The organism is Amorphoplanes digitatis (assembly GCF_014205335.1).
GTDB classification, from domain to species: Bacteria; Actinomycetota; Actinomycetes; order Mycobacteriales; family Micromonosporaceae; genus Actinoplanes; species Actinoplanes digitatus.
The window spans coordinates 7,068,967-7,091,182 of sequence record NZ_JACHNH010000001.1 but is presented as its reverse complement, the minus strand read 5'-3'; the positions used below and the strand labels follow the sequence as shown (position 1 = coordinate 7,091,182).

The following is a 22,216-nucleotide window of genomic DNA, read 5'->3' as shown; positions in this document are numbered from 1 at the left end:
AGCTCCGGGGTCCGCCCGAGCCGTGCTCTGCTCCTGTACGGGCGGGGCGTGCTCCGTCTCAATCGCCGTCTCAGTTCCGCCCAGTCCGACCGAGGTTCACCGGTGTTCATTGAGGTCCGTCGAGGTCCGTCGTCTGTGCCCCGCCCCTGGTCGAAGGTGGTCACCGTACCGCCCCGGACGTCCCTGAATGAACGTCGATCGATCTTACAAGCGAGGGGTCGCAGGTTCGAAACCTGCCGCGCCCACCCACATCCCCACCAGCACGAATAGCTGGCCAGTACTGTGTTGCGGTGACGGATCTTCCCACCCTCGGGATGGTGCGGTACCCACCCGATGCCGGCGCGACGTGGAAGCTTGCGGACGACGGCGGCCAGGACGCGGTGGTGGACGCATTCCTCGGCGCCTGGCGGCGGCTCGACCGCCAGGGCGACCGCACCCGAGTCCGGTCCGCGCTCACCCATTACCAGGGCAGGGCGCTGTTGATCTACTGCCGGCGCCGCTGGATGGACGGCCGAGAGGGTGCCTTCGACGCGCTCAGCGTGTTCGATTTGAACCGGCTCGGCCAGATCCGTGCCGAGATCGAGTTCACCGCCACCGTCACCGTGTTCATCTCGGCCGCACGGAAGAAGGCTCCGGCTATGGCGGCGGCACCCGCCTTACTCGTCGCGCACAAGACGATGGCGGCTCTGCTGAAAGACCTGATCAGTCGACCGCCGGACATCGCTGACCTCGGCCACCGCTGGGTCTGGGTAAAGCATCCCGGCTGGGTGTTGCTGCCTGACAGACATCCCGAACGTCCGGACTCCGTCCGTGATCCGTGGCCACTGGTCAGAATGGCTCAATCGGCTGAGTCCCGGGGATACCGGGTAGAGACGGTGGCCCTGAACTACGACCTCCCCGCGGTGCTCCTCGACGCGGCGGCCGACGATCCCGCCGTTGCCATGGCGCTGGACCAGGTCCGGGAACGTAGCGGAGTACGCTGCGGGCCCGGCCCGATCCAACAGGGCGGCATGACCGCCCACCTGTTCCGCACCGTCACCGTCGGGGCAGCCACGACGATCGCCGACGCGGTTACCGGCCGGTCCACCGCGGAAACCGCTGTCTACGCCCACTCTGCGCACGGGGCATGCGTCATCTACATCGTTGAGGGCTGCGGCCTGGACTACGGCGGCCTCGACGACACCCGCGAGATCCTGTATCTCGCGGGCACCCAGGCGGGCGAGAGCGACGAAAGGGAGATACCCATGCCGGTTCCCGGACCACGCAAGCTCATCGACACATTCCTGATGATCGAGGTCCGGTATGGCGACGGGCCGCTGCACCAGTGGTGGCTGGCGGGCCCGCCACCGCACGGCACCCACCCGGACCCGGTGGGCGCCTGGCAGGCCCTGGTCACCGACGGCGACCCGTTCCGCGGCTTCCAGGCGAGTACCCAGGACTACCACGGCCCGGAATGGGCCACGGTCCGTGGCTTCTGGCGCGGCACCTGGGTAGAGCACAGCTTCGGGCGGCATGTGGGCGCCGCCGCGCACCAGTGGGAAAATCTGCGCCCGTTCCTGGAACCCACCGAGTTCCGCCCGGTCCGGGAGACCCCGGAGTGAGAAACCGCGCCACCGAGGCCGACCGCGGAGGCGCGATTTCGCAGGTTCGAAGCCTGCCGCGCCCACCCATCCCCACCAGCACGAGCAGCTGGCACCGGTGATCCTGGTGCCCGCCGTCGACTGCCTTCTACAATCGCGCGTATTCGCTGGCTAGCAGCTTTTCGGTGATCTCAGCGGTTGCCGCTTGCCGGTTGGCGGCGGCGAGGACGAACACTGCCAGGTCGCCGGCGGGTGCCGCGCTCAGGGTGACATATGTGTCGTCCAAGTCGCCTGTGTCGTCCAAGTCGCCGACGGGTTCCGTGAAGATGATTGACCGGCCACCGGGAATCCCGGTCACCGCGTTCTCCTTCACTTCGGCGTCCATAGTGTTGAGTGAAAGCAGGTCGCGCTGGTAGCGGGCGGCATTCTCGGCGCCTCGGAACTTCATGAGGCGTACGGTGATCAGAACGCCGTCTGCTCGCAGCCATCGGCGCTGGTAGCCGACGACGAATTTGTAGCGCCTCAGATATCTGTAGTCGCCGGTGACTTCGGCGGCGGCCTCCTTGTCAAGATCCTGGCTGGCCGGCTCCGAGGGCAGCGGGATCGCGTCGGTCGGCGCAGAGATCATGTATGAGCTCAGGACCTCGTCGTGCGGCTTGAACGTGCCGGTGATGACCACATCCGGCCGGGAGTCCCGGAGGCTGACGACGACGCCGGCAACGAGAGCGGCGGCGACCAGCCCTCCGCCGGCCGCGATGGCGATCCGCCGTAGGCGCCGCTTTCGGAGCTGACTCGGCGTGGTCTCGACCAGGTCGTACGCCCAGCCGCAGACGCTGCTGGGGTCGGGCGGTCCGGCGTCTGGTGGTGCCGTTCCGGCCGAGGCGGAGGAAGAGGGGGCGGCGGCAGGGGACGAAGGCGGCTGCTCGGCGGGGGCGGGGGATGGAAGATCGACACTCACGGCCGTGATTGTGACGGTAGGTGGGCGGTACGCCAACCCCGACCAGGCCCTCTGTCGCCGCGTTCTGTTCGCTTCCGCCGTGCGTGCGCGCAGAGTCGCTGCATCACTCCAATGAGCATTTTCAACCTGGCCTCGAGCCAGAGGTATCCGAGCCGTTGATCACCGCCGGGAGCTGCCGCCCCGGCCACGTTGAAAAAGGCTCAATGAGCACTCACCCCCTGGTCGCCCGCGTGCTCACCGCCGACCAACGTAGAAAGCGTTTCCACCCCTGGCGGCCGGGCGAATGGTCCGCCTCAATCGTCGTCTCAGTTCCGCACAGTCCGACCAGCGAGGGTCGCAGGTTCGAAACCTGTCGCGCCCACCCATCCCCACCAGCACAAACAGTGGGACTCCGAGATCACCGGTGCCCGTCGCTGTCTCAGTTGTCCGTCGCGCGGCCTTCCTCGGTCTTCCGCAGCAGGCCCTCAACTGCGGACGGTGGACACCGGCCATCTTGCGATGGCCGATGCGTCGCTCCGATGCGAACCCCCGCTTGCGGGTGGCGCCCGTCATAGCGATGACCGCCGCGATTGTTGCCGCCAACCGCGGGACCCGGCTGTTTGGCCTCGGGATGCTATTCGGTACGGGGATCGGCACGGTGCTTGGCCTCGTCATCGGCGAGGCGTTGGGCATGGATTTGGTTTGAGCGGCAGGATCGAAAGCCGCCGCGCCCACGATCACCTGGGCGGGCCGGGGTGATCGTCATTTCTGCTCCGGGGCCGAGTCCCGGGAGGCCCACGGTGTGGCTGGGTGCCGGCGCCCCGCTTCCCGCAGCGGGTGGGTCGATGGTGACGGGGCGACTACGGGCTGTTGCGAGAGAGTGTCATCATGCGATGGCGATGGTCGTTTCGGTGCTTGCTTTGGGCATTACATCAACCCTGACCCGGGCTCAAGTGCGGTCGATGCACAAGGCCAATGAACTCCCCGTCATGATCGAGTTGCTGATCAAGGAGTACATCAACGAGGAGTTTCAGGCGCAGCATCGTCTGGTAACCGAGACTCTGCCCACTGTGGACGCGTCCTTGGGTTTTGAGGGGCTGCCGGAACCTTTGCGAGCCGCCGCGTACCGTACCGCTTGGTACTACAACGCTACTGGTGGGCTGATTGCGCTTGGCACGGTAGAGGAGCACATGTTCGTTCGCGGTATCAATTACCGGGTGCGCAATGCGTGGAGTGCCATGGAGGCGCACATTCTTGCTGAGCGCGACCTGCGTGGACAGCCGTTCCTCGATGGTTTCGAGCACTTGGCCGCCCGTTGCTTCGCGAACGATCCGAAAGTTCTTCAGTCGAGGTTCGAGAAAGTGCCGGCCATCGCGAAGAGGGCCAGCCTCGAGCTTCGGAATTCGGGCGACGGTTGGGGATCAACGTCGTAGCATCTCGGTCGTGTCCGACGATTCAGAGCCGCCGACTGACTGGCGATATGAGGAGCTGCGGCGGCTCGGTGAGCTTGAACGCCGCATGACGGTCGAGCTGGCGGACACTCGTGACGCCATCGCGCGGCTCGTCGGTCAGGTTCTTCCGCACCATGCCCGACCGGATCGGATCGAGGGCGTCGTTCACGCCAGTGGGTACTCGCGGTGGATGATCGAACGCCTTCGTGACGGCAAGATGTGGCTCCGCTGAGTCAATCGCCGATGAACAGGAGCCGTCGGTGATGGGGGCGCCCGGGCGCGCTTTCGAGCAGCGAGGCAAGCCGTAAGACGGCCATCGCCGCCGCTCGCGTTGGCTCGTCCTGGGTTCGGTCGGCGACGGCTCTGAGTTCTGCCGCCAAGGTGGCCGTCTGACGCTGGTTGAAGCAGGTGTCGTCGTAGGGATCCACTCCGGTCAGCAACGGATACAGGCCAGGCTCCGTCGTCACGAAGGAGCAGAGGGCACCTACGTCCACCGGGCCGTTGAGCCACTCAACCACCGCACCGCTGTATTCCTCGACCCGCACACCGATACCCACCGTTCTATCGTGCCGGGTCCGCCGACGATCGCGTTGGCCTGGGCCGTCAAGCGTGAGGTGGGATGCGAGCAGTCTAGGGGCGTGGGTGACACGTCCGGCTGGAAGATGGCGGAGGTTAATGGGTGCGCTGAGTTCGTCCGCGTGCCCTACAGTCGATCGTCAGGCTTGCCCAACGCGCGGGATGCCGGGTAACCGCGCGTCACTGAACCCAAGGATGGCTGCACCGTTCGAGTCGGGCCAGGCTCCCGGATATTCATCGTCTGCCACCAGGAGATTGAGATAGGAGGTTCGGCGCTCATCCTGCCAGCTCCGGATCAATTCAGCCCGCGCAAGTGAGCGCTGCAAGCCCGCTTGGCGCCATGAACCTATCAAGACGCCAAGGAGTGCCGCAATGCCAGCCACGAAAGCTGGCACAACCGATTTCATGAGGATTCTTCCCGTTGCTAAGGCGATCGGCAGGTAACGATACATTAACCAATCCGTTTGGCTGCGGCTAGTACTCGAACAGTTGGCACCATAAGAACTCGATCAATCGGCGCAGTTCAGCGATCTTTATCGAGTACCGTCTTGGGCAAATGGGGAGGAGGTCGTTTGCGTTGACTCCGGCAGGGCAAGCGTTGCGGCGGCACCTCACCGGGCTGTTCAGTGAGGGCACCCTGTTCGCGCCGACCGCCGGACCCATTCGGACGTTGGTGCCTGACCTGCATATTCTGCGGCTGCCGCAGCAAGGGACCGGTCAGCTCTACGCCACGGCGGGTCTGTGGGACGCCACCGCACGGCATGGCCACGGTCTGGAGTTCGTGCTCGCCGCTCCCACCACCGACGACGCGATCCACGTAGAGACCCTGACCATGGTGGCGTATTACCACGCCAGCAGCGGTGACTACGTCCTCGACCACGGCCACACCGTGCCGATCGGCCGGCCCTGGCTGCCCGGGTCGCGCTGCGATCATCTGCTGGTCAGCCTGCCCTACCCCTGGGGGCCGGAGCTCGAGAACTGCGACGTCCCGGGCGGGCACGTCCGGGTGCTGTGGCTGCTCCCGATCACCGCGGCGGAGAAGAGGTTCCGGCACAGCCACGGCCTGGAGGCTCTCGAGCAGCGCTTCGAGGACGCCGGCATCATCCCGGCCGATCCGTATCGCGGGACCGTCGTCGACGATCCGAGCTGACCTTCTTCATTCGGGCGGGATGAGCCGGGGGCCGGGGCTGTGGTGGAGGCTGGCGCGGAACGGATGGCGATCAGCGTTGACCACGATCTTGCGGAGGGTTCATGAACGGCTGGCTGATGTGGGGCTTGTTCCTTCCCATTCTTCTCGTGGTCGCGGGTGTGATCACGATCCGGCGCAAGAACGGTCGACGCTGACGGAGCGCGGGACCCTGAACCGCTTCAGTCCGTGCAGCCTCCGCCGATAGGGGGCTCATGGACTGTGTAGGGGCCCGCACGGCGACCAGCGCCGAGCAGTTGTCGGCCGCCCTGCTCGAGGTCGAGGAGTCCAGCCTCTGGGACGTCGATGCCGGTCACGCCGCTGTCGAGCTCGAGCGGCAGGCCGAGGAGCTGGGCGATGAGGTGCTCATCGCGCGTGCCCGCCTGTGCCGGGCGAACTTTCTGGTGCGGACCGACGGTGTCGGGGCGGCCGCGCGGCAGGTGTACGACATCCATCGGTGGGCGCTCGAGCACGGCGACCGCCGGCTGCGGTCCCGGTCACACCTGGCGTGCGCGAACGTCGAGCGGCTGCTCGGCGACCTGACCAGGAACCTCGAGCACACCATGAGCGCGGTCGAGCTGCTCGACGAGACCGCCACCCCGTTTATGCGGGTGTGGCATCACACCAGGCTGGCCGACGCGCTCGCCGCCACCGGCGCGATCGAGGCGGCGCGGCCCCGGTACCGGCAGGCCGAGGAGTGGGCCCGCGAGCTGGGCCAGTGGCAGCGGCTCGTGAGCCTGCTCAACAACTGGGCCAACTACGAGTACGCCGCCGGCGAGTACCTGCGCGCCAGCGAGGTCGTCCGCCGGCTGATCGAGGACGCCGCCCGGTACGGCGTCGAGCTGGACCCCACGGCGCTGGACACGGTCGGCCTGATCCAGATCGGGAACGGCGAGTACGCGGCGGCCGAGCAGACGATGCGGGCCTGCATCGACCTGCACCAGGAGGGGTACCGCGACACCGCCGACGATCTCGCGGAGTTTCTGATCACCCTCGCGCAGGCGCAGCGCGGCCTCGGCGCCTTCGATCGGGCGCAGGCCAGCCTGGACGAGTCGCGCGTCCTGTGCGTCGCGCGCGACCTGCAAGAGATGCTGGTCCGGCTGCACCAGGAGCAGGCGGAGCTGCATGCCGCGCGCGGCGAGTTCGCCGAGGCGTTCGCCGGCTACAAGACCTTCCACCTCGCGCAGGAGGCACTGCGTTCGCGGCAGCGGCTGGACCAGGCGCAGACCCGGCAGGCCATGTTCGAGACCGCGGAGGCCCGCGAGGCCGCCGAGCACTTCCGGGAGCAGGCCCGCCGCGACGCCCTGACCGGGCTGCGCAACCGCCGGTACATCGACGAGGAGCTGCCCGCCCTGATCGAGGCCGACCCCGAGCTCACCGTCGCGATCGCGGACCTCGACCACTTCAAGCGGATCAACGACCAGCTCTCGCACGAGGTCGGCGACCGGGTGCTGGTGCAGGTGGCCCGGCTGCTGGAGGCCGAGCTGGCCGCCGCGGTGCCGGACGGGTTCGTGGCCCGGCTGGGCGGGGAGGAGTTCCTCATGGTCCTGCCCGCGACCGCGGTGACCGCCGCGACCGTCCGGCTCGACCGAATCCGGCGTGCCGTCCGCGGTTACGACTGGGCGGAGATCACCGGCGCGCTGCCGGTCACGATCAGCATGGGCGTGGCGGGCGCGCACGAGGCGCAGGCCACCACGCTGTCCGCCGCGGACCGCAACCTTTACATCGCCAAACGCGCGGGGCGCGACCGAGTCGTGGCCTGAACGACGCGGCCGCAGGCCAGCAGCGCCGAGGTTCGCAGGCCGTCGCCGAGGCCGGCGCTCGCGCGGTCGTAGGCCGCGCGGATCCGGGCGACCGACTCCGCCGGCAGGTCGCGCATCAGCACGCCCAGGGTGCTCAGCCCGTTGGCCGGGCCGGACCACCAGGCCTCCGGGTCGACCCGGTGTGTCCAGCTCACCGTCTCGACCCGGACCGCGTCGAGGCCCGCGCCGCGCAGCAGCGCGGCCAGCCCTTCCGGCGTGCGCGGGAAGTCGCGGCCGGCATCGAGCCGGGGCGGGCCGGCGGGCAGCGTCACGCCGGAATCGGCGACGACCTCGCCCCAGAACGCTTGCAGCGGCGGCTGCGGGAACGGCCAGATCGACGCGGCGACGTGGCCGCCGGGCGCGGTGACCCGGACCAGCTCGCGGGCCGCCGCGGCCGGGTCGCCGACGTGGTTGAGCACGAAGTTCGCGGTCACGGCCTCGAACGACCCGGCGGCGAAGGGCAGGTCCGGCAGGACCGCCGGCCGGACGTCCGCACCGGGTACGGCGAGCCGGGCGGCCTCGACCATGCTCGGCTCCGCGTCGACGGCGGTGACCAGGGCGCCGAGCCCGGCGGCGGCCGCGGCGAGGGTGCCGGGGCCGGTGCCGACGTCGAGCATCCGCTTTCCGCCGGTGACCCGGGCCAGGTCGAGGAGCTGGTCGGCGACGGCGCCGCACAGGGGCGCGAAGCTGCCCTGGTAGGCCGCGGCGCGGCCGGCCCACATCTCCCGCTCGTGCCGGTCGAAATCAGTGGATGCGTCGGTCACGCACGGAACCCTAGGTGGTGGGTACGACGAGTTCAGTGATCGTCGCCACCACCGGGCGGTAGGCCTCCTCGGGCTCCTGCGGCCAGCCCGCCGCGTCCCAGGTGCCGAGCCGGTAGATCGCCGCCCGGACCAGCATCTGCTCCCACTCCGGCAGGTGTGCCCAGCGGTCGATCACGCCGGTGCCGGCGCCGTGCCACACCATCGCGTCGACCGCCGCGACCGCCGACGCCCAGGCCGGCGGCCGCCAGTACGCCGGCCAGTCGATCACCGCGGGCGGCAGGCCGTCGGCGAACAGGACGTTGCCGAGCAGGTCGCCGTGGACGATCTGTTCGGGCAGGTCCGCCGGGCGGCGCAGGGCCAGCAGCTCGTCCAGCAGCCGCGAGGGCCGGCGCGGCCCCGGCGGCGGGACGTCGGAGAAGGCCAGGCTCTCCCCGTACGCCCAGGGGTTGTGCCGGGTGTCCAGGAACGCGGGGCGCGGCACCGCCGTGAGCAGCTCGTGGAACGCGGCACCGACCCGGATGACGTCGTCGACGCGGCGCTGGTCGGGGTGGCCGGCGACGGCCTCGGTCGCCTCCCAGCCGCCGGCCAGCCAGTCGCCGTCGGCGGCGCGCAGCGGGCGGGCGATCCGCAGGTGCGGCGACCGGGGGAGGGCGGCAAGCACCGCGGCGCGCCAGCGGACCTCGTCGTCGCCCTCGGACGGCTTCAGGACGACGTCGCCGATCCGCCAGGTGCCGCCCTTGCCGCCTGCCAGCCGTACCGGATGGCCCTCGGCGCCGAAGGCCGCACGCACCGCGCGCGGCGGTCCCAGATCATCCATGTGTGGTTGCCGTTCTCGACGTGGCGGACAGGCCAGGTTACCGGCAGCACGCCTGGTCGGACCCCCTTTTCCCGAGCGCCGAGGCGCCCGCAACCGCGCTGCAACCGAGCGCGGGCTCAGGTAGGGCGGCGCCCACCCGATTCGTGAGTCACCGGCGGACGGCTCCGCCGATGAGCGGGCCCGGGCGAACCCCCTCGGCATCCGGGCCCGCTCGGCAAACCCCGGCGGAAGGGGCGCACGTGGGTCTGCACATCGGCTTCGACGCCGAGAAGATCGTCGTATCGCCGTACCCGTTGGAGGTGCGCGGTGGGCGGGCCCGGCGCTCCCGGCTGGGGTCGGTGACCGAGGTCGTGCCCGCGCCGGCGAGCGGGCGCGGCCGCAAGGACCGCGCGCGGACCGCCTCGCAGCTCGCCCTGGTCCTGGTGCTGCTCTCCGCGGTGCTCAGCGTGTTCGGCGTCTCCGGGTGGTCGGCCGCCGCCGGGTCGGGCGTGATCGTCGCCGCCGTCGTGCTCTGGCAGGCGCGGGCCGCCCGGGTCGGCAGCATCGCGCTGCCCCGCGGCGAGGGCGCACACGTGCTGTACGCGGCCGAGGAGCGGACCGCCTTCGAGCGGGCGGTCGTGGTGGCCCGGCGGGTGCGCGGCACCTGGCCCGCGCTGCACCACATGATCGACCCGGACGACGCGGACCGGAACCTGGCCGGCGCTCTGGAGCAGCTCGCCGCGGTCATGTCCCGGCGCCAGCAGATCCGTCAGCTGCGCGAGGAGCTCGCCGGCGCCGCACCGCACGGCCTGCCCGCCGGCAGCCCGGCCGTCCGGGCTCTGGCGGAGCAGCGGTTGCGGGTCGAGGGGCTGTGGCGTTCCACGGCGGGTGAGGCCAACCGCATCCTGGCGAGCATCAACGCCGCCGCGCTCGCGGGCGAGAACCTCATCCGCGAGCAGCGGATCGGCGAGACCGCCCGGGAGGCGGAGCTGGCCATCTCCCGGCTGACGGTCGACCCGGCCGGGTCCGACGCCGGGCCGGAGCTGGCCGAGCGGACGGCCGCGGTGATCGCGGCCTACCGCGAGCTGGCCGCCGGGCACTGACCGGTACGCCCGGCCACCGCGCGGGCGGTGTCTTCCATGATCAGGTCCATGTTCAGCTGCGCCGCCACGTGCAGGCCCGCGGCGGCCGAGCTGACCACCTGGGCCATCTGGTCGGTCACGTTGCCGGCCACCCAGACGCCCGGGACCTCGGTCCTGCCGGTCGGCTCGGCGACCACGGCGCTGCCGAAGTCGTTCTCCGTCGCCGTGAGCCCCAGCGACGCGAGCGGTTCGGCGTTCGCCGTGAACCGCGGCGCCACCACCAGCACCTCGCGCGCCAACACCGTTCCGTCGCCCAGGCGTACCCCGGTGAGCCGGTCGTCCTCGACCACCACCTCCGCGACCCGGCCGGGCAGCACCGCGATACCGCGGGCCGCGAACTGCTCGCCCTGCTCGGCGTCCGGCTCCGGTGCCTCGTGCACGAACAGCGTCACGTCGTCGCTCCACTGGCGCCACATCAGCGCCTGGTGCAGCGACATCGGGCCGGAGCCGAGGACGCCGATTGCCCGCCCGCGCACCTCGTGGCCGTGGCAGTACGGGCAGTGCAGCACCTCGCGGCCCCACCGTTCGCGCAGGCCCGGCAGCTCCGGCAGCTCATCGGTGAGCCCGGTGGTGACCAGCAGGCGCCGGGCCGAGAAGGTCCGGCCGTCCGCCAGCGTCACGGTCAGCACCTCGCCGTCGCGGGCGGCCGAGGCCACGGTCGCCTCGATCAGCTCGCCGCCGTACCGCTCGACCTCCGCGCGACCGGCGGCGCGGAACTCCGCCGGCGTGATGCCGTCGCGGGTCAGGTAGTTGTGGATTCCCTCGGCCGGCGCGTTGCGCGGCGCTCCCGCGTCCACGACGAGCACCTTGCGCAGCGCCCGGCACAGGGCGACCGCGCCGCTCAGTCCTGCGGGCCCGCCGCCGATCACGATCACGTCATGAGTCATGCCTCCACCGTCGCCGGGCCTCGCTCGGGGTGGCAAAGTAATTTGCCATGACGGCAAACGAGCAGGACGTGCTCGCCGCGGTCGGGCCGCGGCTGCGGGCGCTACGGCAGGAGCGCGGCACCACCCTGACCGCGCTGTCCGAGACCACCGGGATCTCGGTGAGCACCCTCTCCCGGCTCGAGTCCGGGCAGCGCAAGGCCACCCTCGAGCTGCTGCTGCCGCTGGCCCGGGCCTACCGGGTGCCGCTCGACGAGCTGGTGGGCGCCCCGCACACCGGGGACCCGCGGATCTACGCGCGGCCGATCAAGCACAGCAGCGGGCAGACGATCCTGCCGCTCAGCCGCGGGTCGGCCGGCTTGCAGGCGTTCAAGCACCTGATCCCGGCCGGCCCCGTTCAGACGCCGGAGCCGCGGACCCACGAGGGGTACGAGTGGCTCTACGTCCTCAGCGGCCGCCTGCGCGTGGTGCTCGGCGAGCACGACATCGAGCTTCCGGCGGGCGAGGCGGCCGAGTTCGACACCCGGGTACCGCACTGGTTCGGCAGCGCGACGGGCGAGGCCGTGGAGTTCCTCAGCATCTTCGGCAGCCAGGGCGAGCGCATGCACGTCCGGGCCCGTCCCCGCCGTACCGGCCCCGCATCGGGCTGATCGGAACACGGTTGCTCCGCCGTGACAACCGGCGGGCGGGCAATCGCGTCCTATCTTGGCCACCGACGCGCGGTGGCACCGGGGGAGGACGTGTGGACAAGGGCCTTGAGGAGGCGTTCCAGGGTTTCGTCGCGGCCCGCTCCGGCGCATTGCTTCGTACGGCGTACCTGCTGGTCGGCGACCGGCACGGTGCCGAGGACCTGTTGCAGACGGCGCTGGTGAAGACGTTCGTCAGGTTCGGCGCCATCCGCGACACCGGCGCGCTCGAGGGCTACGTGCGGCGGACCATGGCGACCACCGCGACGTCGTGGTGGCGGGGCAGACCCTTCCGGGAGCGGCCGGTGGAGCGGATCCCCGACCGGCCGTGCGACGCCGGGCCGGATGCCGGGCCCGGCGCCGGGATCGAGCAGGACGCGATGTGGTCGCACCTGCGGGCGCTGCCGGCCAAGCAGCGCGCGGTGCTGGTGTTGCGCTACTACGAGGGGCTGGCGGAGGCCGAGATCGCGGAGGTGCTCGGCATCTCCCGCGGCACGGTGAAGAGCCACGCCTCGCGCGGCCTCGCGACGCTGCGCCAGCGGCTGGGCGAGGAGCGCGACGTGGCCGAGGCGGTGACATCATGATCGACAAGGAGCGACCGGTGCAGGGTGAGAAGACGGATCCGTTCACCGAACTGCTCTCGGCCACGCTGGAGCGCCGCGCCGGCGCGGTCGACGGCGGGCCCCGGTTCGCCGCGGCCGACGTGGTTCGAGCCGGAAACCGCCGGATTCGGCGGCGGCGGGTGGTGGCGGGAGCAGCGGCGGCCGCGGTGGTCGCGGCGGTGCTGACCGGGTCGCTCGTCGCCCGGCCGTCGGCCCTGCCGCCGAGCCGGCCACAGCCGAGCCCGTCGCCGTCGGTGTCCGCGGCGGTGCCGGTGGATGTGCTGGCCGGCAACACGGTGTACCGCGCGGACGGCAGCAGGGTCGCGCTCGGGCTGCCCGGCGGCCGGATCGCGCGGGAGGCCGTCCGCGTCCGCTCGGGGTGGGTGGTGACGGCGGAACCGTCACCCGACGCGCTCGACGAGGCATGGTTCGTCCCGGATGACGGCGAGCCCCGCTCGGTGGGCACGGTGTTCGGCGGGCTCGCGGTCTCCCCGGACAACGGGGTACTCGTGGTGGCGCACGACGGCGACCGCGTCGGTGCGTACGAGCTGCCGTCGCTGCGCGAGATCGGGCGGCGGACGTTCGCGGAGGGCATGGGCCCGATCGTTCTCGGCGCCACCGACGCAGCGGCCCTGCTGGACGGGGCGTCGGGGGACGGGACACCGATACCGGGCGCGGTGTGGGACTTCCGGACCGGCTCGGGCACGACGATCGGCGCGGACGTCGAAATCTGGGGGATGTCGGACGCCGGTCAGGTGCTGCGCAGGGAGGGCGACTGCGTGCGCCTCGTTCCGGTCACGGAGACCCCGCCGCGGAGCCACGCGAGCTGCGGCGGCGAGCTGGGGCCGGCACGGGTCCGGCGCGGGGAGATCTCGCCGGACGGCAGGTGGGCGTCGCTGGAGGTCGGGCCGGCCGACGCGGCGGCCGATCCGACGACGGCGCTCGCCCGGACCGCCGACCTGGCGGCCGGACGGTTACTCCCGGTACCGACCGGGGGTCCCGCCGGTGCGGGATTGTCCTGGCTGACCGGTGACACCTTCGTCCTGGAGACGCCGGCGGACGGCCGCCTGTGGTGCAGGGCGGGTGACCGTTGCCGGGCGGTGGTCGAGCCGCCCGGGCTCACCGAGTCGACCGTGGTGAGTCCGCGCGGCGACTGATGGTCGCCGCGCCTGGCTCCCGCCCGCTCGCGGGACGGGAGCCAGGTCCGCGGCGCTAGCGGACGGCGGTGTGGATGGTCGCCGCGCGGAGCATGAAGACGTCCGGGCGGCGCAGCACGCTCTCCGGGTCCTCGGGGTCGGTGAGCTGGTCCAGCCGCTCCGCGTCCCCGTCGGCCAGGTGGCCGTCCAGCATCTCCCGGGTACGCCGCAGCGTCCGCGCCAGCTGCCGGCGGGCCGCCTCGTCCAGCGGGGCGGGCAGATCCAGCATGAAGCTGCGGCTTTGCACCGCGCTCAGGCCGGCGTCGGCGAGCAGTTCCGGCCAGGACCGCGGCGGCTCGATCGCTCCCATCGGGTGCGAGTGGCTCTGTGACAGGGCGCTGTCCACCGCGTTCATCCGCGCCGTCATGCCGCCGTCCGCGTGCGACGGCAGGAATTGCAGCGGCAGGCCGCCCTCGCGCAACGCCAGCAATCCGCCGGGCCGGAGCAGCGCGGCGAAGGCCCGTATCCCTTCTGCCGGATCCGGCAGATGGTGCGCAACGCCGCTGACCCATATCAGGTCGGCGGCCGGCAGGTCCGCGAGACCGTCCGGCAGCTTGATCTCGCGGGTGGCGAACCGGTCCGTCAGGCCCAGCCGCTCCGCGCGCGACCGGGCGAGCGCCAGCAGAGGTGCCGCGCCGTCCGCGGCCAGCACCGTCGCGCCGGGAAGCAACTGTGCGAATCTGCAGGCCGCGACCCCCGGCCCGCTGCCGACATCCAGGACGAGACCGGCCCGTGGCACGCGCTCGGTGAGCCAGCGCAGGGCCTGGTCGATCATCGGCGCGTTGATCTCCGCGTCGGCGATCAGGTCGGGACCGTACTCGCCCCAGTCCACGTGATCATGCGTGTGCGTCATGCCGCCATCCTCCCCGGAGAGTGGCGGTCATGGTTACCTCGTCCGGTTCAGGTCCTTCGCGTACCAATGATCCGCGTACGGCTGGTCGCGGTGCGGCGGGATCTCGGCGTAGCCGTTGGCCGTGTACATCGACCGCGCCTCGGTCAGGTCCGTCCTGGTCTCCAGGCGCAGGGTGCCCAGGCCGCGCTCCCGGGCCGCCTGCTCCACAGCGGACAGCAGCCGGCGCCCGATGCCGAGCCGGCGGGCACGCGGGTCGACGTACATCTTGGTTATCTCGGCGGTACCCGGCTCGGCCGGGCGCAGCCCGGCGCAGCCGACCGGCACCTCATCGCGGTACGCGACGAGCAGCACCGCGATGTCGTCCGCCGGCTCGTCGGCGAGCGCCTCGTCCACCGCCGACGCGGGCATCGGCCGGCCGTGGTAGCGGTCCACGATCTCGCTCAGGTAGGACCGCACCAGGGCGACGGCATCCGGCGCGTCCGGCTCGATCGCACGGATTGTGATCATGGCTGGATCGTCCCAGTGCCCCGCGCGGCCCGCGACCGGATTCCCCCGCGGCCGTCGGCCGATCGGCGGAGCCGCCCGGTACGGCATCTGCGTAGGGTGATCACGTGTTCACCAATTCGGGTGACTCGACTACCGCAAGGTAGGCAAATACGTTGTCACCTGACATGTGCGCCGCCGAGCATGCCCGAACGCAGCACGCCAGCCGGGTCAGCGACCCGGCGGGCGATGGCCGCACGGCGCACGCAGGTTCAGGCGGCGCGGCGGGCGGTCGACATCTGCCGGGGCACGCTCACCGTGAAGGTGCGCTGTGGACGGCCGCCGACGGCGTCAAGGGCGTCGAGCAGCACCGCCTGAACGGCCGCCGACCCGGGCAGATGCCAGCCGGTCTGTTCCGGCGTGACGGCCCAGCGGACCGGGCCGTCGGGCATCCGGCTGGGTGCGGCCGGCACCCACGAGCCGCGCCCGTGCCGCAGCACGTCCAGGCAGGCGCCGAGCTCGGGCCGGAGCTCCTCGCCGGGCTGGACCAGGAACATCCAGCGCCCGGCCGGCGTCACCGCGACCGGGCCGCGGGCGTCGCCGCGCTCCGGGCCCAGCACGCCCGTCTGGAGGCGGATCGCGCCCAGCGCGCGCAGGCCGACCGCCGCCGGCACCTCCAGCACATCGAACCGCCAGCCGGTGGCCAGCAGCACCGTGTACGGCCGGCGCCGCCACCACCGCGCCACCCGGCGGGCGTCCGTGCTGGAGTTGTCCTCCCAGGACTCGATCGCGGGGTGGCACCCCGTGATCGGGCAGCCGGCCCGACCGCAGTGGAAACGGTGCCCGGACAGGTACGCACCCGGAGTCACGGCCCAGCCGCGCGCGGCGTAGCGCAGCGCCGCCCGGCGCAGACGTATCCGATCTATGTACTCCCATGGGCCGATCGGCCGTCGGTTGGTCCACTGCATGGTCGTAAAACCCCCGATTCGGGATCTGTAGCCGCAATACCAGGCACGGCCGCCGTCACCAAGCTCGACACGCTTCGTTTGTTCGGGCAGATCACGTCTTGCAACTTGCATCAGAAACTATCGAGCATCGGTGGGCAGACGATCACACAGCCTGTGCGACCTGCGCGGACGAGTGAGGTCCACACTGCAGCTGACACACCGGAATGCTCACCGGCGCTGACCGCCGGCTGAGTGGGGGAGGCACCCGTGGACGAGCTGCCGATCGGCCGCCGAGTCGCCTATTGGCGCGGCCGTCGCAAGATGTCCCAACAGGTCTTCGCGGACCGGCTGGGCAAATCCAAGAGCTGGGTCGACAAGGTGGAGCGGGGGGTCCGCCGACTCGACAAGTTCTCCGTCGTCTATGAGATCGCCGACGTGTTGCAGATCGACGTCCAGCTGCTGCTGGGCAAGGATGTCGAGCGGCGGCCCGAGACGCAGAACTGCATCGACCAGGTCGAGGTCGAGGAGATCCGCGCGGCGCTCGAGCGGTACGACCAGATGAGCGCGTTCTTCCACCCGGTGCCGCAGGCGCCGCCGCTGATGGAGATGCGCAAGGCGGTCAGCCACGCCTGGCTGACCTACCAGCACGCGAAGTACGGCGTCCTGGCCCGCAAGCTGCCGCAACTGCTGCGTGACGCGCAGGCCGCGGACAGCGCACACGCGAGCGGCGAGGAGGCCCGCGACGCGGCCCACCTGCTCGGGCAGGTGTACCAGATCGCCTCCTCGGCCCTGCGCAAGGTCGGCGAGCACGAGCTGTCCTGGCTCGCCGCCGACCGCTCGATCGCGGTCTCGCAGCGCGCCGGCGACCAGTTGCTGGCGGGGATGGCCAGCCACCGGGTCGGGCTGGCGCTGCTCTCGCTGGGCCGGATCCGCTCGGCGCTCGAGGTCAACGTCAACATCGCCAACCGGCTCGCGCCGATGACGCCGGAGGCGGCCACGCCGGAGCGGCTCTCCGTCTACGGCCTGCTGCTGCTCACCGGCGCGATGGCGGCCGCCCGGATCGGCGACAGCGCCACGGTGCGCGACCTGGTCGGCGGCGCCGAGCAGGCGGCCGGCGCGCTGGGCGGCGACTATAACTACTACTGGACCTCGTTCGGGCCGACCAACGTGGAGCTGCACCGGGCCGCGGCCGCGATCGAGCTCGGCGACGGCGGCAAGGCGATCGAGACGCACAGCAAGATCGACCCGGAGAGTTTCGCGGCGATGCTGCCGGAGCGGCGCGCGCATCACTACCTGGACATCGCCCGGGGTTACACGCAGATCGGCGACGTGGAGAAGGCCAGCGAGATGCTGCTGGAGGGCGACCGGCTCGCCCCCTCGGAGATTCGTTGCCGGCCGCTCGCCCATGAGGTCATCTCCGACGTGCTGCGACGCACGCGGGGCACACCGCCGGCACCCATCGCGGAGCTGGCTGAGCAGATGGGAGTCGGCGTATGAGGTGGGTTTTCGGGTGATGAGTGTCAACATCTCGCCCGGCGTGCTGTACGTGCTGGTGTGTGGCTCGCCGATCGCCCGCGACGTCGGGGTGCTCGTCGACCTGGCACAGCGCGACGGCTGGGAGGTCTGCGTGATCACCACGCCGGACGGGCGCAAGTTCGTCGACGCGGCCGCGTTGCAGGCACAGACCGGGCACGCGGTGCGCAGCTACTACAAGAATCCCGGCGACGACGACCTGCTGCCCCCGGCCGACGCGATGATCGTGGCTCCCGCGACGGTGAACACGATCAACAAATGGTCGGCCGGGATCACCGACACCCTCGTGCTCGGCCTGCTGGTCGAGGCGTACGGGTTTGGGGTGCCGACCGTGGTCGTGCCGTACACGAACAAGGTGATGGCCCGGCACCCGGCGCTGCACGAGAGCATGGCCAAACTCCGCAACTGGGGTGTTCAGGTGCTTTACGGCGATGACGTCGTCATTCTCGGTGGACCCGGACAGAACGACCGGTTCCGGAGCCAGTTCCCGTGGCGGCGCGCGCTTCAGGCCCTGCACAGCAGATTCGAGACCGACAACCGAGTCGAGCCCGGGGCCCGATCCTGAGCCTGGGTAGAGTTGGCGGCCGTGACCGACACCGCCGTTGCCCCACCCACCGTCCGTGACGTGGTGGCCGCCCTCGACGCGCGCTATCCGAGGGCCTGGGCCGAGCAGTGGGACAGGGTGGGCCTCGTCCTGGGGGAGTTCGACACCCCCGTCACCCGGGTGCTGTGCGTGGTCGACTGCGTGCCCGAGACCGTCGAGGAGGCGGTCTCCGAGGGCGCGAACCTGATCGTGGCTCACCACCCGCTGCTGCTCAAGGGCGTCTCCTCGGTCGCGCCGGACACCTACAAGGGCCGCATCGTGCACCGGCTGATCAAGGCCGACGTCGCGCTCTACGTCGCGCACACCAACGCCGACGTCGCGAACCCTGGCGTCTCCGACGCCCTCGCCGCCCGGCTCGACCTGGCCGACCTGCGGCCGCTGGTCCCCGCCGCACCCGGCAGCCCGGCCGCCGGCGACGGCCGGGGCGCCGGCCGGGTCGGCGAGCTGGCCACGCCGATGCCGCTGGCCGAGCTGGCCCGGTTCGCCGCCGACCGGCTGCCGCAGACCGCGGCCGGCGTGCGCGCCGCCGGCGACCCCGCACGGCTGATCCGTACGCTCGCCGTCTGCGGGGGAGCGGGCGACTCATTCCTGCGCGACGCGGCCCGGGCGGGTGCCGATGCGTACCTCTGCGCCGACCTGCGGCATCATCCCGCTAGCGAGCACCTCGCCGCCGACGGTCCGGCGCTGCTCGACGTCGCCCACTGGGCGAGCGAACGGCCGTGGCTCGACGAGGTGGCGGGCTGGCTGCGCGCCCAGTTCCCGGTCACGGCCCTCGTGTCCGATCTCGACACCGACCCCTGGACCGTGCACGCGGTCAGTGGAAATAAGGAGTACCTGACGTGAAGGCCGCCCCGGAAGCCCAGCGCCGTCTGCTCGACCTGCAGGCCATCGACACCTCCCTCGCCCAGCTCGCACACCGCCGCAAGTCGCTGCCCGAGCTGGCCGAGATCGACAAGATCTCCCGCGAGCTCTCCGCCATGGAGGACGAGCGGGTCCGCGCCCAGGTGGCCGTCGACGACCTGGACCGCGACATCGCCCGCTTCGAGAAGGACATCGAGCAGGTACGCACCCGCAAGGACCGGGACAAGGCCCGGCTCGAGGCCGGCGGCGCCCTGCGCGAGATCGAGGGCCTCCAGCACGAGCTGGCCACCCTCGACCGGCGCCAGTCGGAGCTGGAGGACGCCGAGCTCGAGCTCATGGAGCAGCGGGAGGGCGCCGAGCAGACCCTCAACGAGGTGAAGAAGCGGCTGGCCGAGGCCGGCGAGCGCCGGCGGACGGCCGAGGCCGGCCGTGACGAGGCGTACGCCGACATCGCCAAGGAGCAGGAGTTCAAGACCCAGTCGCGGGCGCCACTCGCCAGCGACCTGCCGCCGGACCTGCTCGCCCTCTACGACAAGATCCGTACGGACTCGGGCCTCGGCGCGGCGCTGGTCCGCTCCGGGCGCTGCGGCGGCTGCCGCATCGAGCTGTACGGCGCCGACCTGGCCCGGGTGAAGTCCGCGCCCGCCGACGAGGTCGTCCGCTGCGAGGAATGCCGCCGGATCATGGTCCGCACCGCCGAGTCCGGGCTGTAACCGACGTACGAGGGAGTTCGACCATCAATACAGTGACCGGCTTGCGGGTCGTGGTGGAGGCCGACGGCGGCTCGCGGGGTAACCCCGGCCCGGCCGGCTACGGTGCCGTCGTGCTCGAGGAGGCCACCGGAGAGGTGCTGCTCGAGCGGCACGGCTCGCTGGGCACCCAGACGAACAACGTCGCGGAGTACCAGGGCCTGATCGCCGGGCTGCGGGCGGCCGCCGAGCTGGGCGCCGCCCGGGTCGACGTCCGGATGGACTCGAAGCTCGTGATCGAGCAGATGTCCGGCCGCTGGCAGATCAAGAATCCCGGGCTGCGGCCGCTCGCCGCGGAGGCGGCGAAGCTCGTCGACGGCTTCGCGGCCGTGACGTTCGAATGGATACCGCGCGAGCGCAACAAGCTGGCCGACGCCCTGGCCAACCGCGCGATGGACGAGGCGGCCGGCAAGCCGGTGCGTGCCGAGTCGCCGGCCGCCGCGTCTCCGGCCTTCGAGGCGAAGGCCCCGAAGAACTGGGCGCCGCCGTCGCTCGACTCGGCCACCCGGCTCATCCTCGTGCGGCACGGCGAGACCGCGCTGACCGCGCAGGGCCGCTACTCCGGCCGCGGCGACGTCCCGCTCTCCGAGCAGGGCGAGGCGCAGGCCATGGCCGCGGCCGGGCGGGTGGCGGGCATCTCGCGCGACGTCGCGGCCGTCGTCTCGTCACCCCTGCGGAGGTGCGTGCGTACGGCGGAGTTCATCGCGGCCGAGCTGGGCAACGTGACGGTGACCGTGCTGCCGGAGCTGATCGAGTGCGACTTCGGCGACTGGGAGGGCCTGACCTTCGCCGAGGCGCGCGAGCGCTGGCCCGCCGAGCTGGACCGCTGGCTCGACTCGACCGCGGTCGCGCCGCCGAACGGCGAGTCCTTCCAGGCGGTCGCGAAGCGGGTGCGCGGCGCGCTGGAGACGCTGAAGTCGGCGTACCCGTCGGGCACGGTCGTGGTGGTTTCGCACGTCTCGCCGATCAAGTTGATCCTGCGCGACGCGCTCGCCGCCGGCGACGCCTTCCTGCACCGGCTCTTCCTGGACGCGGCCGGCGTCTCCACCGTGGACATGTGGCCGGACGGCGGCGTCGCCGTCCGATCGGTCAATGAAACGGCGCACCTGCGCTGAAGTATTGACCGCCAGGGTGCGGACGTTTAGCTTCCTCGATTAGGAAACTTTCTTCACGATTCCTCGTCGACACTTCCGTCCGCCCCTGGAGGGCTCATGCGCGGATTCTCCCGCCGCCTGCTGGCCGTCGGCGCTGCCGTACTGGTCGCAGTCACGGCCGCACCGGCCACCGCACAGGCACATCAGAGGAAGCAGTACGTCAAGGTCGGGTACTTCACCCAGTGGGGCATCTACGGCCGCGACTTCCAGCTTGCCAAGGTCCAGCAGTCCGGCGCGGCCGCCGGGCTGACCCACATCAACTACGCGTTCGGCCCGGTGACCGCGGCCGGTGTCTGCGACTCGGCCGACTCCTGGGCCGACTGGAGCGTGCCGTTCTCGGACGCGAACAGCGTCGACGGCGTCGGCGATGTCGCCGGCCAGCCGATCGCCGGCAACCTCAACCAGCTCGCCGAGCTCAAGGCGGCGAACCCGAAGCTGCGGGTGCTGATCTCGCTCGGCGGCTGGACCGGATCGGCGTACTTCTCCGACGCGGCCCTGACCGACGCCTCGCGCAAGAAGCTCGTCGGCTCCTGCGTCGACCTGTGGATCAAGGGCAACCTGCCCGGGCTCGCCGCGGGCGTCGCCGCCGGGATCTTCGACGGCATCGACCTCGACTGGGAGTGGCCCGGCTCGGAGGGCAACGCCGGCAACGTGATCCGGCCGCAGGACCGGCAGAACTTCACCCTGCTCGCCGCGGAGTTCCGCCGGCAGCTCGACTCGCTGAGCCGCACCACCAAGCGGCGCTACGAGCTGACCGCGTTCCTGCCGGCGGCCCCCGCCAAGATCGACGCCGGCTTCGAGGCGAAGAAGATCTTCAAGTACCTCGACTTCGGCACCGTGCAGGGCTACGACTTCCACGGCTCGTGGGAGTCGCGGACCAACCAGCAGTCCGCGCTGCGGGTACCGGCCGGCGCGCCCGACAACCCTGACTTCTCCGTCGAGGTCGCGATCGACACCTGGCGCCACCGCGGCGCGCCCGGCGGCAAACTCGTCCTCGGCATCCCGTACTACGGCCAGGGCTGGACCGGCGCGACCGGCGGCGGCAACGGTCTGTTCGCGACGGTCACCGGCGGCGCGCCCGGTAGGTTCGCGGTCGGCACCGAGGACTACAAGACCCTGAAGACGCTGCCGGCGCAGGGCTTCAAGCTGCACCGCGACTGGCGCTCCGGCCACTCGTGGCTCTTCGACGGCACGACCTTCTGGACGTACGACGACCCGGCGCAGGTCCTCCAGAAGACGGCGTACATCCGGGGCGAGGGCCTCGGCGGCGCGATGATGTGGTCGCTCGACGGCGACGACGAGCGCGCCTCTCTCACCCGTACGATCTCGGCGGGTCTCTGGACCCCCGGACGCTAACCGTTCGATCATGGGTGGTGCGCCGTTCGGCGCACCACCCTGGCCGTTCGGCGCAAGGTGATCTCAACCGGGCG

Annotated in this window: 24 protein-coding genes; 16 read left to right on the top strand and 8 right to left on the bottom strand. The window is 71.3% G+C overall.

The window, feature by feature from the left end; genetic code table 11:
- The first annotated feature begins 290 nt into the window (after positions 1 to 290).
- Positions 291 to 1,601: a hypothetical protein gene (locus BJ971_RS31030; RefSeq protein ID WP_184996699.1), complete on the top strand. Its 1,311-nt coding sequence runs from the start codon at positions 291 to 293 to the stop codon at positions 1,599 to 1,601.
- A gap of 127 nt (positions 1,602 to 1,728) precedes the next feature.
- Here the strand turns inward: BJ971_RS31030 and BJ971_RS31025 are convergent, their stop codons facing one another.
- Positions 1,729 to 2,538: a hypothetical protein gene (locus tag BJ971_RS31025; protein WP_184996698.1), complete on the bottom strand. Its 810-nt coding sequence runs from the start codon at positions 2,536 to 2,538 to the stop codon at positions 1,729 to 1,731.
- Positions 2,539 to 3,094: 556 nt separating this feature from the next.
- On the opposite strand from BJ971_RS31025, the gene BJ971_RS41745 reads away from it, so the two are divergent.
- From BJ971_RS41745 to BJ971_RS31015, 3 genes are all read left to right on the top strand, one after another.
- The gene (locus BJ971_RS41745) at positions 3,095 to 3,223 is read left to right on the top strand and encodes a hypothetical protein (protein ID WP_260415186.1); all 129 of its coding nucleotides are present in this window, start codon (positions 3,095 to 3,097) and stop codon (positions 3,221 to 3,223) included.
- A gap of 187 nt (positions 3,224 to 3,410) precedes the next feature.
- Positions 3,411 to 3,950, top strand: a complete 540-nt coding sequence (locus tag BJ971_RS31020; protein WP_184996697.1) for a hypothetical protein — start codon at positions 3,411 to 3,413, stop codon at positions 3,948 to 3,950.
- Between the two features lie 10 nt (positions 3,951 to 3,960).
- Positions 3,961 to 4,200, top strand: a complete 240-nt coding sequence (locus BJ971_RS31015) for a hypothetical protein (RefSeq protein WP_184996696.1) — start codon at positions 3,961 to 3,963, stop codon at positions 4,198 to 4,200.
- 1 nt (position 4,201) lies between these two features.
- On the opposite strand, the gene BJ971_RS31010 is transcribed toward BJ971_RS31015, so the two are convergent.
- Entirely contained in the window at positions 4,202 to 4,525 is a 324-nt protein-coding gene (locus BJ971_RS31010) for a hypothetical protein (protein ID WP_184996695.1), read from the bottom strand.
- A 692-nt stretch (positions 4,526 to 5,217) separates the two neighbouring features.
- Between BJ971_RS31010 and BJ971_RS31005 the strand changes: the two genes are divergently transcribed.
- Entirely contained in the window at positions 5,218 to 5,694 is a 477-nt protein-coding gene (locus tag BJ971_RS31005) for a suppressor of fused domain protein (protein WP_203709785.1), read from the top strand.
- Positions 5,695 to 5,945: 251 nt separating this feature from the next.
- The gene (locus tag BJ971_RS31000) at positions 5,946 to 7,493 is read left to right on the top strand and encodes a GGDEF domain-containing protein (protein WP_184996693.1); all 1,548 of its coding nucleotides are present in this window, start codon (positions 5,946 to 5,948) and stop codon (positions 7,491 to 7,493) included.
- Here BJ971_RS31000 and BJ971_RS30995 read toward each other — a convergent pair.
- Together BJ971_RS30995 and BJ971_RS30990 are read right to left on the bottom strand one after the other, a co-directional pair.
- Positions 7,451 to 8,296 (bottom strand): class I SAM-dependent methyltransferase, encoded by an 846-nt coding sequence (locus tag BJ971_RS30995; protein ID WP_184996692.1) that lies wholly within the window; start codon positions 8,294 to 8,296, stop codon positions 7,451 to 7,453. The two genes, BJ971_RS31000 and BJ971_RS30995, sit on opposite strands and share 43 nt — an antisense overlap.
- Before the next feature lie 10 nt (positions 8,297 to 8,306).
- Positions 8,307 to 9,113, bottom strand: coding sequence for a TIGR02569 family protein (locus BJ971_RS30990; protein ID WP_184996691.1), 807 nt, complete (start codon positions 9,111 to 9,113; stop codon positions 8,307 to 8,309).
- Positions 9,114 to 9,352: 239 nt separating this feature from the next.
- On the opposite strand from BJ971_RS30990, the gene BJ971_RS30985 reads away from it, so the two are divergent.
- Positions 9,353 to 10,195 carry a hypothetical protein gene (locus BJ971_RS30985; protein ID WP_184996690.1) on the top strand — a complete coding sequence of 281 codons (843 nt, stop codon included), beginning with the start codon at positions 9,353 to 9,355 and terminating at the stop codon, positions 10,193 to 10,195.
- Here BJ971_RS30985 and BJ971_RS30980 read toward each other — a convergent pair.
- Positions 10,168 to 11,121, bottom strand: coding sequence for an NAD(P)/FAD-dependent oxidoreductase (locus tag BJ971_RS30980; protein WP_184996689.1), 954 nt, complete (start codon positions 11,119 to 11,121; stop codon positions 10,168 to 10,170). The genes BJ971_RS30985 and BJ971_RS30980 overlap by 28 nt on opposite strands.
- Positions 11,122 to 11,168: 47 nt before the next feature.
- Here BJ971_RS30980 and BJ971_RS30975 point away from each other — a divergent pair, with 47 nt between their 5' ends.
- The 3 genes from BJ971_RS30975 (at position 11,169) to BJ971_RS30965 (ending at position 13,563) form a co-directional block, all read left to right on the top strand.
- Positions 11,169 to 11,768, top strand: coding sequence for a helix-turn-helix domain-containing protein (locus tag BJ971_RS30975; RefSeq protein WP_184996688.1), 600 nt, complete (start codon positions 11,169 to 11,171; stop codon positions 11,766 to 11,768).
- Positions 11,769 to 11,860: 92 nt separating this feature from the next.
- A complete protein-coding gene (locus BJ971_RS30970) occupies positions 11,861 to 12,388 on the top strand; it encodes a SigE family RNA polymerase sigma factor (RefSeq protein WP_184996687.1) in 528 nt (175 codons plus the stop codon).
- Positions 12,385 to 13,563, top strand: coding sequence for a hypothetical protein (locus BJ971_RS30965; RefSeq protein ID WP_184996686.1), 1,179 nt, complete (start codon positions 12,385 to 12,387; stop codon positions 13,561 to 13,563). Before BJ971_RS30970 ends, BJ971_RS30965 begins: the two co-directional genes overlap by 4 nt.
- 55 nt (positions 13,564 to 13,618) lie before the next feature.
- Here BJ971_RS30965 and BJ971_RS30960 read toward each other — a convergent pair whose 3' ends face one another.
- From BJ971_RS30960 to BJ971_RS30950, 3 genes are all read right to left on the bottom strand, one after another.
- Complete coding sequence (locus BJ971_RS30960) at positions 13,619 to 14,455, bottom strand: class I SAM-dependent methyltransferase (protein WP_184996685.1); 837 nt, start codon at positions 14,453 to 14,455, stop codon at positions 13,619 to 13,621.
- Between the two features lie 33 nt (positions 14,456 to 14,488).
- Complete coding sequence (locus BJ971_RS30955) at positions 14,489 to 14,962, bottom strand: GNAT family N-acetyltransferase (protein WP_184996684.1); 474 nt, start codon at positions 14,960 to 14,962, stop codon at positions 14,489 to 14,491.
- 248 nt (positions 14,963 to 15,210) lie between these two features.
- Positions 15,211 to 15,906, bottom strand: coding sequence for a bifunctional DNA primase/polymerase (locus tag BJ971_RS30950; protein ID WP_184996683.1), 696 nt, complete (start codon positions 15,904 to 15,906; stop codon positions 15,211 to 15,213).
- A gap of 246 nt (positions 15,907 to 16,152) precedes the next feature.
- On the opposite strand from BJ971_RS30950, the gene BJ971_RS30945 reads away from it, so the two are divergent.
- The 6 genes from BJ971_RS30945 (at position 16,153) to BJ971_RS30920 (ending at position 22,142) form a co-directional block, all read left to right on the top strand.
- Positions 16,153 to 17,382 (top strand): helix-turn-helix domain-containing protein, encoded by a 1,230-nt coding sequence (locus BJ971_RS30945; RefSeq protein ID WP_184996682.1) that lies wholly within the window; start codon positions 16,153 to 16,155, stop codon positions 17,380 to 17,382.
- A 16-nt stretch (positions 17,383 to 17,398) separates the two neighbouring features.
- On the top strand, positions 17,399 to 17,983 hold the full coding sequence (locus BJ971_RS30940) for a flavoprotein (RefSeq protein WP_184996681.1): 585 nt from the start codon (positions 17,399 to 17,401) through the stop codon (positions 17,981 to 17,983).
- Positions 17,984 to 18,004: 21 nt separating this feature from the next.
- On the top strand, positions 18,005 to 18,865 hold the full coding sequence (locus BJ971_RS30935) for a Nif3-like dinuclear metal center hexameric protein (RefSeq protein ID WP_184996680.1): 861 nt from the start codon (positions 18,005 to 18,007) through the stop codon (positions 18,863 to 18,865).
- Positions 18,862 to 19,596 (top strand): zinc ribbon domain-containing protein, encoded by a 735-nt coding sequence (locus tag BJ971_RS30930; protein WP_184996679.1) that lies wholly within the window; start codon positions 18,862 to 18,864, stop codon positions 19,594 to 19,596. Before BJ971_RS30935 ends, BJ971_RS30930 begins: the two co-directional genes overlap by 4 nt.
- A 41-nt stretch (positions 19,597 to 19,637) precedes the next feature.
- On the top strand, positions 19,638 to 20,747 hold the full coding sequence (locus BJ971_RS30925) for a bifunctional RNase H/acid phosphatase (protein ID WP_239087873.1): 1,110 nt from the start codon (positions 19,638 to 19,640) through the stop codon (positions 20,745 to 20,747).
- A 96-nt stretch (positions 20,748 to 20,843) separates the two neighbouring features.
- Positions 20,844 to 22,142, top strand: coding sequence for a glycoside hydrolase family 18 protein (locus tag BJ971_RS30920; protein WP_184996677.1), 1,299 nt, complete (start codon positions 20,844 to 20,846; stop codon positions 22,140 to 22,142).
- Positions 22,143 to 22,216: the final 74 nt, after the last annotated feature.